A 14,404-nucleotide genomic window follows, 5' to 3' on the forward strand; every position below is an offset into this window, starting at 1 on the left:
TGATCCCGCGGGGGCCGCCACGCCGGGGTGGCGGCAAGTCGCCGCTTGATCTTTTGTCAGGCATTTGACAGATCGACTATTCGGCCTCGGTTACGCCAGATGTGGTAGCTGCTGGATATCGGGGATGGTGCGCGCACATAATACTAGCGTGCCGGCATGTGCGGGGTGGCGGTTGCCGCGCACCCACACGGGTATGGTTCTGCCACGATCGGGGAGGGGACATGCTTTTTGATCAGTTCCCCCGTGTCCTCGACGCGTCCGGTGCGGTAACGCTGACGGGCGCGGAGCGGAACGAGTTGGATGCGCTGGCCAATTGTCTTGCCACGACGGCTTCACGAGAAATGGACAGCGTGGACTGGATTCGAGCGGCGCGCGCATTGTCGTGCGAGGCGCCCTGCCGCTTACGCGTGATCCTGCGGCATTTCCGTCGGGATTCTGGCAGCGACGGCTTCCTTCTGTTGCATGGTCTGCCGGTATGCGAGGAGCGGTTGCCCGCGACGCCCGTGATGGCCGAATCGGTCCAGCGGTTCTCCTCCCATCCGGCCTCGATGCTCGCCCTTGTCGGTCTCCAACTGGGGGAGCTGGTCGCTTACCGGGAGGAGAAGAGCGGAGCCCTTGTGCAGGATGTGGTCCCGGTTCCCGGAATGGAGTCCTCGCAGAGCAACTCCGGTTCGACGGAACTGGAACTCCACGTGGAAAATGCCTTTCATCCCAATCGTCCCGACTTCGTCTGCCTCCTGTGCCTGCGCCCGGATCACGACCGGGTCGCGGGGTTGCGGATCGCCGCCTGCCGGCGAGCCGTCGACCGGCTGACCGAGCGGACCAGGCGCGTGTTGCACCAGCCTCGGTTCGTCACCACACCTCCGGCATCGTTCGGCGATCGCGTCATCGCCGCCATTCCACACGCGATTCTTGACGGCTGCCCGGACGATCCCGACCTCCGGGTCGACTTCGCCAGCACCCAACCCTCGGACGAGGAGGCGGCCCGAGCGATGATCGAATTGAGAAAGGCCTTATTGGACGTCCAGACGACACTCGTCCTCGAGGCCGGCGACCTGGCCGTCGTGGACAATCGGACCGCCGTGCACGGCCGCACGGCATTCCGGCCCCGTTACGATAACGGTGACCGTTGGCTACAGCGTGCCTACATTCACGCCGATATCCGGAGGTCACGCAGGGTACGGCCGGCCGACGGGCACGTCGTTCACGGAATGTGATAACCGATTGGCCGGCGGCAGCCCGGAAGCTACCTGGAGTAGCCTGGGGTCTGCCCGCCATCGCCCAGGTGGTTGAAACCCCCTAGGTGCACTTGTCTCGTTTATGGTCACAAAATACGCTCAAATAATGCGACTCTACGTTGCCGCCGGTGGGGGCGGCGATGCGCTAGCCGCCGCGATCCTCCATTCAATCTTCGCAAAGCCCGGTGAACCTGCGGTGATCGCGACATTGGCCTGGGATCGGCTCCTCGTCGACCCGCTGCCAGGGCCGCGAAGTATCAACTCTTTTGCCGGGTTGGAGATTCTCGGACCGCGCACATGGCGGGTCACCGCGCGGACGCGAGCTATTCCTCCGGCCGGATCCACCCTACCCCGCCTATCGGGTGAAATCTCGCCCGCGCTGATCGTGCTCGATCCCGCGAATGGTGCGTGTGGCCTGGCCGAACAACTCCGGGACGCGGTCACGCTCTTCCGGGCCGAGAGCGTGGAGCTGGTCGACGTCGGCGGTGACGTGGTCGCTCGCGGTGACGAAGCCGAGGTGCGCAGCCCGCTCGCCGACTGCCTGCTGCTCGCGGCCTGTGCCGACCTGCCCGTCCCCACCTCGGTCGTCGTCGCCGGTCCCGGTGTCGATGGTGAGCTGGCCCAGGACTACGTGCTCGGCCGGATCGAGCCGGACGGGCAACTCCTCCTTCGGCTCGAGCCCGCCCACGTGTCGCCCTATCGCGAGACGTTTCACTGGCATCCCTCCGAGGCGACCGCCCTGTGGTCCGCGGCCAGCGCGGGTGCCCGCGGCGTCGTCGAAGTCCGCGATGGCTGCGTCCGCCTGACGCTCACCGACACGAGCGCCGACGTCTTCCGGGTGCCCCACGGAGCGGTGTTCCGGGCCGGCCGGCTGGCTCAAGCCCTGGCCGGGACCAGGTCGTTCGCCGAGGCGGAGGACGTGGCACGCCGGGTGTGCGGTTTCTGCGAGACCGATCGCGAGCGCCGCAAGGCCGCGCAGCTGACCCGGACGGCGCTCAGCGCTCCCCAGCCGGACCTGGGCGAGGAGCGCATGGCGGCCATCGGCGCGCAGGCGAGGGCCAGGGGCGTGGACTTCATCACGTTCCGGCGGCTGGCCGAGGCGGTCGGCCTCGGGCCGGGCCGGTACGAGGCGTTCCGGGCCGAGATGATCCGTCGCTGGCCCGAGCGGCACGTCGCCGGGCTGTGGTCGGTCGCTCCGGCCGGCGAACTCCTACATTGGTAGGCGTGCCCGAGGAGAATGCCCGGTCCGCGGTGGACAAGACGCTCGGTGTGCTGGAGGCGTTGGCCGATCATTCGCGGATCGCGGACATCGCGGCGGCGAGCGGTCTGCCGAAGCCGACGGTGCACCGCATCCTGCAGACGTTGGTGCGCCGCGGGTTCGCGCTGACCGACGGCCGCGGCCAGTATGCCGGCGGGCCGCGCATCCTCAGCCTGGCCGGACGGTTCCTGCAGCGGCTCGACCTCACCGACCGGGTCCATCCGATCCTGCGGGAGCTGCAGGAGCGTACCGAGTGGACGGTGCACCTCGCGCTGCTGTCCGGTGACGAGGCGGTGTACGTGGTCAAGCTCGAGGGCGCCAAGCCGTACCACCTGGCCTCGCGGGTGGGCATGAGCCTGCGGCTGCACTGCACGTCGATCGGCAAGGCGATCCTGGCCGCGATGCCCGACGACGAGGTGCGCGCGCTGCTGCGGCGGGCCGGAATGCCGGCGCGCACACCGCACACGCTGACCGACGAGGACCTGCTGCTCAAGGACCTGGCCGGAGTCCGCCGCCGCGGCTACGCCGAGGACCACGAGGAGAACGAGGCCGGGGTCTGCGCGGTCGGCGCCGCGGTGTTCGACCACACCGGCCGGGTCGCCGGCGGGGTGTCCGCCGCCGCGCTGGTCCACCTGGCCGACGAGAAGGGCTGGGCCGCCGCTCGCGGAAACCTCGTCCGCCGAGCGGCCGGGGAGGTCTCCCAGGCCCTCGGCGCCCCGCGGGTGTCGTGAGCCTTTTATGGGGCTATAGCACCACAAGAGACTCACGACGGTTGCCTTCCCGGATCCGATGCGGCACCATGGAGCCACCCTATACGGAACAGCGTTCCGTCAGGCGGAATAGTCATGTTGGTTCCGGCCGAGAAGCTGCGCGAGCTCGCCACCGGGATCCTCGTCGGCGCCGGTGCCCGGTCACCGGATGCGGAGGTGGTGGCGAGGTCGCTCGTGCTGTCCAATGTGGTGGGTCACGACTCGCACGGGGTGCGGCGGCTGAGCGGGTACGTCGGCGAGGTCCATGAGGGACGGATCGACCCGCGGGCCCGTCCGACCGTGGACGCCGTGCGGCCGGGCGCGCTGGTGGTGCACGGGCGCCGGGCGTTCGGGCAGCTGGCGGCGGCGGCCGCGGTGCGGGCGCTGCCCGGGGTGGCCGGGCGGTACGGCTGCGGGGTGGCGGCCATCCGGGAGTGCAATCACGTCGGCCGGCTGGGGGAGTACGTCGCCGCGCTCGCCGAGCAGGACCTGGTGGCGCTGGCGTTCGGCAACGCGGATCCGACGGTCGCGCCGTACGGCGGGCGGGAGCGGCGGCTGGGCACCAACCCGCTGGCCTGGGCGGTGCCGCGGGCGGCAGGATCCCCGCCGGTGGTGATGGACTGGGCCACCTCGGCGGTCGCCGAGGGCAAGCTCGCCGTGGCCAGGGACGGGCGCGAGCGCGTGCCCGAGGGGCTGCTGCTGGACGTGGACGGGCGGGTGTCGACCGAGCCGGCGGACTTCTACGCCGGCGGCGCGCTGCTGCCGTTCGGCGGGCACAAGGGATACGGCCTGAGCGTGCTGATCGAGATCGTCGGTGGCCTGCTGTCGACCACCGGCATCGGCAGCATGCCCGGCTACCGCGGCGGGTTCGGCACGGTGCTCGTCGCCGTGGACATCGCGGCTTTCCTTCCGCCGCGACGGTTCCGTGAGAAGACAGAGGCGTTCTGCCTGGCGCTGGCCGCCACCCCGCCGGCCGACGGGCACAGCGAGGTGCTCGTCCCCGGTGAGCCGGAGGAACGCGTCCGCCGCCGGCGCGACCGCGACGGCGTGCCGATCGACGAGGCGACCTGGCGGGAGCTGCACGCTCTGCTCGTACCGGCAAAGGAGGATCGAGGACCATGACCGGGTCCGCCGTCGACGGTGACGGCATCCAGCAGACGAGACCGAGGGAGCTTCGCCGGGTGGTCAGCGCGTCGCTCGTGGGCACCGCGCTGGAGTGGTACGACTTCTTCATCTACGGGTTCCTGGTCACGCTGGTGTTCAACAAGTTGTTCTTCCCGACCGGTGATCCGGCGGTCGGGACCATCATCGGGTTCGCCACCTTCGGGGTGGCCTTCGCGGTGCGCCCGCTCGGCGGATTCCTCTTCGGACACCTCGGCGACCGGATCGGCCGGCGCGCCACACTGGTGATCACCACGCTGGTCATGGGCATCTCGACCGGACTGATCGGGCTGCTGCCGACCTACGCCGACATCGGCCTTGCCGCCCCGATCCTGCTGACCCTGCTGCGGATGTGCCAGGGCCTCGGCGCCGGGGCCGAATTCGGCGGCGCGGCGACGCTGATGGCCGAGCACGCGCCGGCCGGGCGGCGCGGGTTCTACACCTCGTTCGCCCAGACCGGTGTCCAAATCGGACTTCTGCTGGGCACGGTGGTGTTCCTGATCCTTGAGCTGCTGCCGGACCAGACGGTGCTGAACTGGGCCTGGCGGCTGCCGTTCCTGGTCAGCTTCGCCATGATCGCGGTGTCGCTCTACGTCCGGCTGCGGGTGGCCGAGTCGCCGGTGTTCCGGAAGATGGCGCAGGGGCGGGGGATCGTCAAGATGCCGATGCTGGACGCGGTGCGCGCCTACCCGCGCAACTTCCTGATCGGCATCGGCGCGCACGTGTGCGACACGGCGGTGATCTACCTCTACGCAATCTACAGCGTCGCCTACGTCCAGAACGTGCTCGACCTGCCGCGGTGGGTCGGGCTGACCGGCGTGATCACCTTCACCGTGATCGTGATCATCCTGCAGCCGGTGTACGGCGCGCTGTCCGACCGGATCGGCCGCCGGCCGCTGAACCTGTTCAGCGTGGTGTTCACCGCGGCGTTCGCGTTCCCGTTCTTCGCCATGCTGGACACCCGGATCCCGGTCGTGATCTGGTTGGCCCTGGTCATCGCGACATCGCTGGGGTTCGCCCCGATGGTGGCCGTGCAGCCGGTGTTCTACGCGGAGCTGTTCGGCGCGCGGGTCCGCTACACCGGATTCGCCGCCTCCCGGGAGATCGGCGCCGCGCTCGGCGGCTTCTCGCCGCTCATCGCCGCCACGCTGGTGGCTCAGGCCGGCGGGCGCGGCTGGCTGGTGGCCGCCTGGATGGTCGGCACGGCACTGGTGTCGTTCGCCGCCTTCTACTTCGCCAGGGAGGGCCGGGACGTGGACATCGCCGCCGCCGACGTCGCCGAGGCGCCTCCGGTCACCGCCGGATCGGCCCGGCGGGAGAGCGGGTCGGCGGTCGCGACGTGACCGGTGGCCGACCCCGGCTGAGCCGGGCCGCGCTGCGTGCGGTTCGACCGGAGTACCTCGACTGGCTGCCCGGCCCGGACACCGGCGTCGGCATCGTCCACTTGGGAATCGGCGCCTTCCACCGCGCGCACCAGGCGGTGTTCACCCAGCTCGCCATGGCGGCCGAGCCGGGCGACTGGGCCATCTGCGGGATCAGCCAGCGGCACGGCGCGGTCGGCGACGCGTTGCGGCCCCAGGACTGCCTGTACACCGTGGCCGAGCGGGGCGCGGACGAGGACCGGATCCGCGTGGTCGGCAGCGTGCGCGAGGTGCTGCTGGCGCCACGCCAGCCGGAGCACGTCACCGACCGGCTGTCCCATCCGGACACCCGGGTCGTGTCGATCACCGTCACCGAGGCCGGATACCACGACGAGCTGATCGGGCAGCTCGTGCGCGGGCTCGCCGCCCGCCGCGACCGCGCCGGCGACGCCGGCCTGACCGTGCTGTCCTGCGACAACCTGCCGGACAACGGGCCGCTGGTGGCCAGGCTGGTCCGCGGGTTCTGCGCCCGGCTGCCGGACGGCGACGGGCTCGCCGCGTGGATCGACCGGAACGTCACCTTTCCGTCCACAGTGGTCGATCAGATCGTGCCGGCGGCCACCGACGCGGACCGGCGCGACGTGGCCGACCGCCTCGGCCTGACCGATCTCGGCGCGGTCGTCGCCGAGCCCCACCGGCAGTGGGTGATCGAGGACCGGTTCGCCGGGCCGCACCCGGCGTGGGAGAAGGTGGGCGTGCGCCTGGTCGCCGACATCGCCCCGCACCAGGCGGCGAAGCTGCGCCTGGTGAACGGCACCCATTCGGCGCTGGCCTACCTCGGCCTGCTCGCCGGCTGCCGCACCACGGCCGAGGTCACCGCCCGCGAGGAGTTCGCCGGCTTCGCCCGCGCCCTGATTCAACGGGAGACCGGCGCCTCGCTGTCCCGGTTCGGCATGACCGTGACCGAGACCGACGTCGAGCACCTGCTCGGCCGGCTCGGCAACCGCCGGATCACCCACCGGTTGAGCCAGATCGCGGCGCAGGGACCGAGAAAGCTGCCGCACCGGCTGCTCGAGCCCGCGGCCGAGCTGCTCGTCTCCGGCGCCGAGCCGAGGCTGATCTGCGTCGCACTGGCGGGCTGGTTGACGCACCTGCGGCGCGCCGCCCCCGGACCGGACGAGCAGAGCGCGCGGCTGCGCCGGATCATGGCCGGCGCCGACGGCGCCGACCGGATCGTGGCCGCGGTGCTGGACGCGTGGCCCGGCGCCCCGGCCGCGCTGCGTGCGTCCGCGGCGTTCCGCGCGATGCTGGCCGACGCGCTCGACAAGCTCGCCAGGGACGGCGCGGCCACTACCGTGCGCCGGTACGCACGTCCACGGTGACCGCGGCCAGCGCAAGGGGGCCGGCGAGAAGCAACACCGTGACCGGGACGGCGAACGCGATGCCGACCGCCGCCGCGGCGGCCAGCAGGAGCAGCGCGCTGCCGCCGGGGTCGCGGACGGCGGCGATCGCGGCGGCCCGGGCGACGTCCGGCCACCGCGTTCCCGGGCGCCAGGCGGCGGCGGCGCGCAGCCCGATGACCGCGGCCACGGAGCCGGCCACGGCGAGGAAGACGGCGAGCAGGCCGCTGCCGGGCACACCGGCGACCACGGTGAGCGCGTCCAGGACGAGCGCCGTGCAGAGCAGCGGCGGCACGACCAGGCCGGAAAGTCCACTTCGGACAACCTGGCCGAGGGTGCGGAGATATCGCACCGGGCCGACGGATCGGTCGTCGAGCACCCGCTCCCGCAGCACGGCGCAGGTGGCGACCAGCGCGGGATAGGCGGTGACCACGGGCAGCGCCGCGATCGCCGTGCAGCAGCCAAGCAGCAGGCAGTCGGCGAACAGCGCGAACCGTCCGCCGGGCACCGCGGGAGCTTCGGACGCGGTCATCCGCTCAGCCCCGTCGTCGCCACGCCCTGCACCAGCAGGCGCTGGAAGGCGAAGAAGAACAGCGCGATCGGCAGCAGGGTCAGCACGGACATCGCCATCATCGCACCGTACGAGGTCTCGCTGGTCTGGTCGATGAACAGCCGCAGCGCCAGCGGAAGCGTGTAGTTCTCCGGCGTGTTGAGGTAGATCAGCTGGCTGAAGAAGTCGTTCCAGGACCAGATGAACGTGAAGATGGCCGTGGTGACCAGCGCCGGCTTGGCCAGCGGTAGCACCACGTAGCCGAAGATCCGGATCGGCCCGCAGCCGTCGATCCGGGCCGCGTCACCGAGCTCACCCGGCAGCCCGCGCATGAACTGCACGATGAGGAACACGAAGAACGCGTCGGTGGCCAGCAGCTTGGGCAGGATCAGCGGCCAGAACGTGTCGATCATCTCCAGCCGGTGGAAGATCGTGTACTGCGGGATGAGCAGCACGTGGACGGGCAGCATGATCGTGGCGATCATGAACGCGAACAGCGGCCCGCGCAGCCGGAACCGCAACCAGGAGAACGCGTACGCCGCCAGCGCGCAGGACACCACGTTGCCGATCACCGCGCCGGTCGACACCACCAGCGAGTTGCCGAGGAACCGCCACACGCTTTCCCCGGCGACGTCGCCGAACACCTCGGTGTAGTTGCTCATGATGAAGCGCTCGGGCAGCAGCCGGAGGCTGGACAGGATCTCCTCGGCCGGCTTGACCGACGAGAACACCAGCCATACCACCGGATACAGCAGCACCGCGAGCAGGACGAGGCACACCAGGTGCCAGCCGAGCCGGCGGATCCCGCGCCGCGCGGGCGTTCCGGCCCGCACCGTCGCCGCGACCGCGGTCATCGCCCACCCTCCCCGGCGTAGAACACCCACTTGCGGGAAGTCCAGAACAGCACCGCGGTGATCACGGCGATCACCAGCACCAGCAGCCAGGCCATGGCCGAGGCGTAGCCCATCCGAAACTCCACGAAGCCCTTCTGGTACAGGTAAAGCGTGTAGAACAGGGTCGAGTCGCTCGGCCCGCCCCGGCCGGAGCTGACCACGAACGCCGGGGTGAACGCCTGGAACGCGTGGATGGTCTCCAGCACCAGGTTGAAGAAGATCACCGGGGAGAGCATGGGCAGCGTCACCGAGCGGAACGTCCGCCACCAGCCGGCCCCGTCCACCGCGGCCGCGTCGTAGAGCTCCTTGGGAATCTGCTTGAGCCCGGCCAGGAAGATCACCATCGGCGCGCCGAACTGCCACACGGCAAGGCCGACGATCACCAGCAGCGCGTACCGCGGGGACGACACCCAACCCCCGGTGTCCACGCCGAACGCCGACAGCGTCCGGTCGACGATGCCGTCGTTGTCGAAGATGACCCGCCACACCAGGGCCACCGCCACGCTCGCGCCGAGCAGCGACGGGGCGTAGAAGGCCGACCGGTACAGGCCGGACGCCCGGCTGGCCCGGTTGAGCAGCAGGGCGACGGCCAGCGCGGCGGCCAGCTTGAGCGGCGTGGAGATCAGGACGTACTTGATCGTCACCCAGACCGACGCGAGGAAGCGCGGGTCGTCGGCGAACAGCCGGCGGTAGTTGTCCAGCCCCACCCAGTCCGGCGTGGTGAACAGGTCGTAGTCGGTGAACGACAGGTACAGCGAGGCAACCATCGGGCCGACGGTCAGCAGCAGCGCGCCGAGCACCCACGGCGACAGGAACAGGTACGCGATGCCGGGCCGCTCGCCGTACCGCCGGGCCTTCCTGACCGGCAGGCCACGGGGTTCGGGCGTCAGGACATCCAAACCCCGTGGCGGGCTTCCAACCGCGGCCACTAGCCGTCTCTTTGGCGGCTCTGCGCGCTACGCGGTCGCGCCGGCAGGGCCGCCAACGTCGTCACGTCACCTTGCGGGTCCGGGCCCTGCCACCGCGACCGCGTGCCTTCGGCGTGGGCGCGCTCTGTGGTCACCTTGGGTGACGCCTCCCTTGTTGGCACTCCGGTCAAGACGAGATCGCCTGCGTGGCCTGGTCGACGAGCTTCTGCGCGTTCTCCTGGATCGAGCCGCGCTCGAAGATCACGTCGTCGTAGACGCGCTGGAAGGCGGCCTTGGCCTCACCGGCGCCCTTCGGCGGGGGCGGCGGGGCCGGCTCCAGCTTGGGACCGATGGCCTTCTCGTATTCGAATGCGACCTTCGGCGGGCCCTGCAGCGTGCCGCCGACCTGGTCGCGCACCTGCTGGTTGGCCGGCAGGCCGCGGGACATGCCGAGGATCTTGCCGGCCTCCTGGTCGCCGATCAGGAAGTTGATCAGCTTGGCCGCCGCCTCCTTGTGCTCGGAGCGCTGGGCGATGCTGAACATCATCGCGGGCTTGGCGTACTGGCCCAACTTCCCGGTGTCGGACGGGAACGGGCTCAGCTTGAGCTCGCGGCCCAGCAGCTCCCAGCTCTGCGGGGTGAAGCCGGAGTCGTAGCCGAACCCGCCGGAGGCGCGCTTCTGGAAGACCGGGTCGTTGGCCTGCGAGCCGTCCATCTTGGTGGTCAGCTCGGCCGGCGTCGAGGCGCCGCTGCGCCGCCAACCGTCGGTCATCTCCCACCACCGCGCCACGTCGGCGGCGGTGTAGCCCAGCTTCCCGTCCTCGGTGTAGAGGCTCTTTCCCTGCTGCCGCAACCACACCTCGAACCAGTCCTCGATCCCGCCGAAGTCGCCGACGCCGCTGACCTGCCGGCCGGTGGAGTCGCTGACCTTCTGGGCAGACGTCTTGAGGTCGTTCCAGGTCCAGCCGTCCTTCGGCGCCGCGGCGCCGGACTTGTCCCACTGGGCGAAGTCGTAGCTGAACACCTGCGTGTTCTGGGTCGGCGGGATGCCGTACAGCTTGCCGCCGACCGTGCCCCCGGACAGCAGCTGCTGGGTGACGCCCGAGGTCTCCACCTTGGCTTCGCGCAGGTCCGCCAGCACACCGCGGTCGCCGTACTCCCGCACGTACCGGTAGTCCATCTGCAGGACGTCCGGCGCGTTGCCGCCGGCGATCGACGTGGCCAGCTTCTGGAAGTAGGCGTTGAACTCGGCGAACGACGTCTCGACCTTGATGTCGGCGTTCTTCTGCTCGAACAGGTCGATGGCCTGCTCGGTCACCTTGGCCCGGTCCGGGTTGCCCCACCACTCGAACCGGATGGTGACCGGGCCGCCGGAGCCGCCACCCCCGCCGCCGTCCGATCCGGATCCGCAGGCCGCCGCGGCGAGAAGTACCGCCGACGCCAATGCGCCAACCATGCCGCCAGAGCGGTTGCGCCGTTGCATGCCGTCTCCCTCCGCGTACCCTCGGCCGCTGGCAAGCGCTTTCCCGCACAGCAGACGCGTGAGTTGAAACGATTCGATTCCAGCCTCGAGGAGGGAAGCTAGGCCCGTTGGCCGGCGCCTGTCAAGACGGCAGGTGAAACGTTTTGGCCACGCCGGTCTCGCTGGTCACGGCGGTGCCGCCGCGGAGAACGACGCTCGGCACACCGTCTACTTCGGACAGCTGAACACGGTGCAGGTCCGGGTCGCGGACGTCGTCGAGGACGATCGCGGGCCGGGTGTCCGGCTCCTCGAACCGGGCGTCCACATTGTCCAGCCGGACGCCGGTGGCGTGGCGGACGTAGAACGCCCAGGCGGGCAGGATGCCGAACATCGACGGCTCGGGGTAGGCGTCGGCCCGCTCCGGGACGGCATACGGCTCCCGCGCCCCCGGCTCGGCGAAGAACACGTTGATCAGTCCGGGCGGCTGCTCGGCGGCCTCCCGCGGGGACAGGCCGCCGCGCGAGTGGATCCGCACGTTGCTGATCCGCACATCCTCGATGCGGGCTCCGGGCAGGCCGACGATCATCGACGGGTAGCGCGGATCGGCGCCGTGCACGGTGACGTCGCTGATGCTGATCCGGCGCAGCCGCCCGGCTCCGCGGCCGGCCGGGCCGCGCAGCCGGGCGCCGAGCCGCAGGAACAGCGGCGCGCTGGTGACGTCCCGCATGACGATGTTGCTGATCACGACGTCCTCGAGCGCGCCGCCGTCGACGGTCTCCAGCGCCAGCCCGCGGCACCGGTCGAAGATCACGTTCGAGATGGCGATGTTACGGAACCCGCCGGCGGACTCGGTGCCCAGCTTGATCCGTCCGGTGGGCCCGTCACGGTCGGCGGCGGCCGGGTCGTTCCTGGCGAACGTGCCGTCGACCAGCGTGCCGGTGTCGTAGCCGCTCACCATGCAGTTGGCGATCGTGACGTTCTCGGTGGCCCTTGCGAAGCCGAGGGCGTAGGAGCTCTTGAGCACGATGGCGTCGTCGCCGTGGGTGTTGACCGTGCAGTCGGAGATTCGCACGTTGCGGCAGCAGTCGACGTTGATGCCGTCCCTGATCGTGTCGATCAGGACATTGTGGACGGTCAGGTGGTCGACGCCGGTGGGCAGGATCGACAGGTGCCCGCCGCGCACGATCGTGACGTCGCGGAGCAGGACGTTGCGGCACAGCTTGAGGGCGATCGCCTTGTCGCCGGTGCCCGGCGGGCTGTCCGGTCGCATGTCCCGCACCAGCGCGGCGCCGTCGATGCGGCCCGGCCCGACGATGCCGATGTTCTCCAGGCCTTCGCCCCAGATCAGGCTGGCCCGCCAGTGGCTGTGCCCGAAGTCCTGGTACGGGTTGCCGGCGCCGGAACCGGGGTCGTCGAACCCGATGCCGTCCCTCTGTGCGGCGGCCAGCAGCGTGGCGCCGCGGTCGAGGTGGAGCGTGACGTTGCTGCGCAGCCGGACCGAGTGGCTGGCGAACGTCCCGGCGGGAAAGTGGACGGTGCCGCCGCCCGCGGCCGCCGCGGCGTCGATCGCGCGGTTGATGGCCGGCGAGTCGATCGTGGAGCCGTCGCCGGTCGCCCCGTAGCTGGTGACGTCGAAGCGTGGCACGGTGCCTCCGTTGACAATGGGTGAAACGTTTTACTACGATAACAAGGCTAAGAAAGCGCTTTCCTGGCCTTGCCCCGTATCCCTGCGCCTTCGAAGGGGAAGGTCATGAAGTTCAGGACGCACACAGGCTGGCGTGCCGGTGCCGTCGCGGGGGCGCTGGTGTGCGGCATGCTCACCGGTCCGCCCGCGGCCGTATCCGCCGACGACGTCGGCATTCTGGCGTGCGGTGACCGGACGTTCAACGCCGAGGCGGTGCTGTCCGGCAGCACCTGGACCTCCCGCAACGGTGGCCGGACCGTCTACACCGGCGGCGACATGCGCGCGGCCGTGCAGGCGGCGATCGGCAGCCTCACCGCGGGGCGCACGTCGAAACAGTGGGTCGTGGTGCGCGGCTCGGGCTCGATCAGCGCCGGATCCCGGATCTCGCTGCCCAGCTTCACCGGCATCGACGTGTGCGGGACGATCAACGTGACCGGATCCGGCTCCGGCGACCAGGCGCCGATCTACTCCCGCGGCACGCGCGACGTCGAGGTGCGCTACCTGAACCTCACCGGCACCCCGCTGTACGGGATCTTCATGCGCAACGTCGAGAACGTCATCCTCGGGCAGATCGACATGCGCCTGTCCGCCGGCCTCGGCGTGCGCATCGACAACCGCGGCGACACCAGCGTGAAGAGCCGCAACATCCGGATCGACAGCGTGTTCGTCTCCGGCTCGAGCACCCACGCCGTCGAGACGTACGGGGTCGACGGCATCACGATCGGCACGGTCACCGCCCGCAACGTCGGCCACTCCGGCCTGCTCCTCAACGAAACCATCAACGCCACCGTGGGTACGGTCGACGCCGAGAACGCCGGCGCCGGCACCGGCTACGCCGCCTTCCGGGTCGCCAACCGCAACGGCCGCATCGGCACCAGCTACCCCACCAACATCCGCGTCGGCACCGTCCGCGCCCGCGGCGGCGGCCGCGGCATCTTCTGCGTCTCCGAAAGCGGCGGCCTGATCATCGACAGAATCGATGTCGCCAACACCGGCAACAACGCCATCCTGATCGAGAACTGCTACAACATCACCATCGCCGGCGCCACTGGCACGGTCTCCGGCGGCGGCGAGATCCGCCTAGCCGCCCGCACCGAGTTCCCCAACAACCGCGACATCTTCATCCAGAACCTCACGGTCACCAACTCCACCATCCGCGAGAGCCCCTGCGGCACGAACACGGTGTTCCGCAACATCACCCTCAACAACAGCACCATGAACGTCTGCAGCTAACCCGCCGAAAGCCACCCTCACTCCCGTCCCCCAGGCAAGGCCACCCTTGCCCGCGTCCGCTTGGCGAGGGCCACTTTCGCTCGCGTCGCCTGGGCGAAGGCGACCCTCACTGCCGTCCCCCAGGCAAAGGCCACCCTCGCTCGGGTCGCTTGGCGAGGGCCACCTTGGCTCGCGTTGCCCGGGCGAAGGCGACCCTCACTGCCGTCCCCCAGGCAAAAGCCACCCTTGCCCGCGTCCGCTAGGCGAGGGCCACCTTCGCTCGCGTCGCCCGGGCGAAGGCCACCCTCACTCCCGTCCCCAAGCTCATACGCCCGTTATAGGTCACCTTCGCTCGGCAGCGGGTGAAGGCCGCCTTCGTGTGGCGGGAAGGTGGCCTTCATGCATGTGGGCGGTCGCCGTGAGGGTGTGGACGGTTCCGGGTGGGTGGTGTGGCGCGAAGGTGGCCTTCGTGCGCGTGGACGATCGCGGCGGGGGTGTGGAGGATTCCGGCTGGGTGGTGTGGTTGGG

General features: G+C 70.3%; 12 protein-coding genes. 7 read left to right on the top strand and 5 right to left on the bottom strand.

The genetic code is table 11. The annotated features are described in order from the left end of the window. Positions 1-221 precede the first annotated feature (221 nt). The 6 genes from VGX25_RS27630 (at position 222) to VGX25_RS27655 (ending at position 7,149) form a co-directional block, all read left to right on the top strand. Positions 222-1,217 (top strand): TauD/TfdA family dioxygenase, encoded by a 996-nt coding sequence (locus VGX25_RS27630; RefSeq protein WP_326920840.1) that lies wholly within the window; start codon positions 222-224, stop codon positions 1,215-1,217. Between the two features lie 127 nt (positions 1,218-1,344). Beyond that, positions 1,345-2,460, top strand: a complete 1,116-nt coding sequence (locus VGX25_RS27635; protein ID WP_326920841.1) for a DUF1152 domain-containing protein — start codon at positions 1,345-1,347, stop codon at positions 2,458-2,460. A 2-nt stretch (positions 2,461-2,462) separates the two neighbouring features. Continuing rightward, entirely contained in the window at positions 2,463-3,227 is a 765-nt protein-coding gene (locus tag VGX25_RS27640; RefSeq protein ID WP_326920842.1) for an IclR family transcriptional regulator, read from the top strand. A gap of 114 nt (positions 3,228-3,341) precedes the next feature. Then, complete coding sequence (locus VGX25_RS27645) at positions 3,342-4,367, top strand: Ldh family oxidoreductase (protein WP_326920843.1); 1,026 nt, start codon at positions 3,342-3,344, stop codon at positions 4,365-4,367. Continuing rightward, positions 4,364-5,749, top strand: a complete 1,386-nt coding sequence (locus VGX25_RS27650; RefSeq protein ID WP_326920844.1) for an MFS transporter — start codon at positions 4,364-4,366, stop codon at positions 5,747-5,749. The genes VGX25_RS27645 and VGX25_RS27650 overlap by 4 nt, the downstream gene beginning before the upstream one ends. Beyond that, positions 5,746-7,149: a mannitol dehydrogenase family protein gene (locus VGX25_RS27655; protein WP_326920845.1), complete on the top strand. Its 1,404-nt coding sequence runs from the start codon at positions 5,746-5,748 to the stop codon at positions 7,147-7,149. The genes VGX25_RS27650 and VGX25_RS27655 overlap by 4 nt, the downstream gene beginning before the upstream one ends. On the opposite strand, the gene VGX25_RS27660 is transcribed toward VGX25_RS27655, so the two are convergent. The 5 genes from VGX25_RS27660 to VGX25_RS27680 form a co-directional block, all read right to left on the bottom strand. After that, positions 7,118-7,699, bottom strand: a complete 582-nt coding sequence (locus VGX25_RS27660; protein WP_326920846.1) for a hypothetical protein — start codon at positions 7,697-7,699, stop codon at positions 7,118-7,120. The two genes, VGX25_RS27655 and VGX25_RS27660, sit on opposite strands and share 32 nt — an antisense overlap. Further along, the gene (locus VGX25_RS27665; protein WP_326920847.1) at positions 7,696-8,571 is read right to left on the bottom strand and encodes a carbohydrate ABC transporter permease; all 876 of its coding nucleotides are present in this window, start codon (positions 8,569-8,571) and stop codon (positions 7,696-7,698) included. Before VGX25_RS27665 ends, VGX25_RS27660 begins: the two co-directional genes overlap by 4 nt. Beyond that, a complete protein-coding gene (locus tag VGX25_RS27670; RefSeq protein WP_326920851.1) occupies positions 8,568-9,500 on the bottom strand; it encodes a sugar ABC transporter permease in 933 nt (310 codons plus the stop codon). The genes VGX25_RS27665 and VGX25_RS27670 overlap by 4 nt, the downstream gene beginning before the upstream one ends. Positions 9,501-9,705: 205 nt before the next feature. Continuing rightward, a complete protein-coding gene (locus VGX25_RS27675; protein WP_326920848.1) occupies positions 9,706-11,001 on the bottom strand; it encodes an ABC transporter substrate-binding protein in 1,296 nt (431 codons plus the stop codon). Positions 11,002-11,122: 121 nt separating this feature from the next. After that, on the bottom strand, positions 11,123-12,625 hold the full coding sequence (locus VGX25_RS27680; protein ID WP_326920849.1) for a rhamnogalacturonidase: 1,503 nt from the start codon (positions 12,623-12,625) through the stop codon (positions 11,123-11,125). 105 nt (positions 12,626-12,730) lie between these two features. On the opposite strand from VGX25_RS27680, the gene VGX25_RS27685 reads away from it, so the two are divergent. Continuing rightward, positions 12,731-13,897, top strand: coding sequence for a hypothetical protein (locus VGX25_RS27685; protein ID WP_326920850.1), 1,167 nt, complete (start codon positions 12,731-12,733; stop codon positions 13,895-13,897). Positions 13,898-14,404 lie beyond the last annotated feature (507 nt).

Source organism: Actinophytocola sp. (assembly GCF_035942955.1).
Classification (GTDB): Bacteria; Actinomycetota; Actinomycetes; order Mycobacteriales; family Pseudonocardiaceae; genus DASYTH01.

What these genes read in the sequence shown, in the direction of transcription:
- VGX25_RS27675 (WP_326920848.1), bottom strand. Translation starts at nt 11,001, where the DNA reads ATGCAACGGCGCAACCGCTCTGGCGGCATGGTTGGCGCATTGGCGTCG.
- VGX25_RS27660 (WP_326920846.1), bottom strand. Translation starts at nt 7,699, where the DNA reads ATGACCGCGTCCGAAGCTCCCGCGGTGCCCGGCGGACGGTTCGCGCTG.
- VGX25_RS27645 (WP_326920843.1), top strand. Translation starts at nt 3,342, where the DNA reads ATGTTGGTTCCGGCCGAGAAGCTGCGCGAGCTCGCCACCGGGATCCTC.
- VGX25_RS27685 (WP_326920850.1), top strand. Translation starts at nt 12,731, where the DNA reads ATGAAGTTCAGGACGCACACAGGCTGGCGTGCCGGTGCCGTCGCGGGG.
- VGX25_RS27630 (WP_326920840.1), top strand. Translation starts at nt 222, where the DNA reads ATGCTTTTTGATCAGTTCCCCCGTGTCCTCGACGCGTCCGGTGCGGTA.
- VGX25_RS27650 (WP_326920844.1), top strand. Translation starts at nt 4,364, where the DNA reads ATGACCGGGTCCGCCGTCGACGGTGACGGCATCCAGCAGACGAGACCG.
- VGX25_RS27635 (WP_326920841.1), top strand. Translation starts at nt 1,345, where the DNA reads ATGCGACTCTACGTTGCCGCCGGTGGGGGCGGCGATGCGCTAGCCGCC.
- VGX25_RS27665 (WP_326920847.1), bottom strand. Translation starts at nt 8,571, where the DNA reads ATGACCGCGGTCGCGGCGACGGTGCGGGCCGGAACGCCCGCGCGGCGC.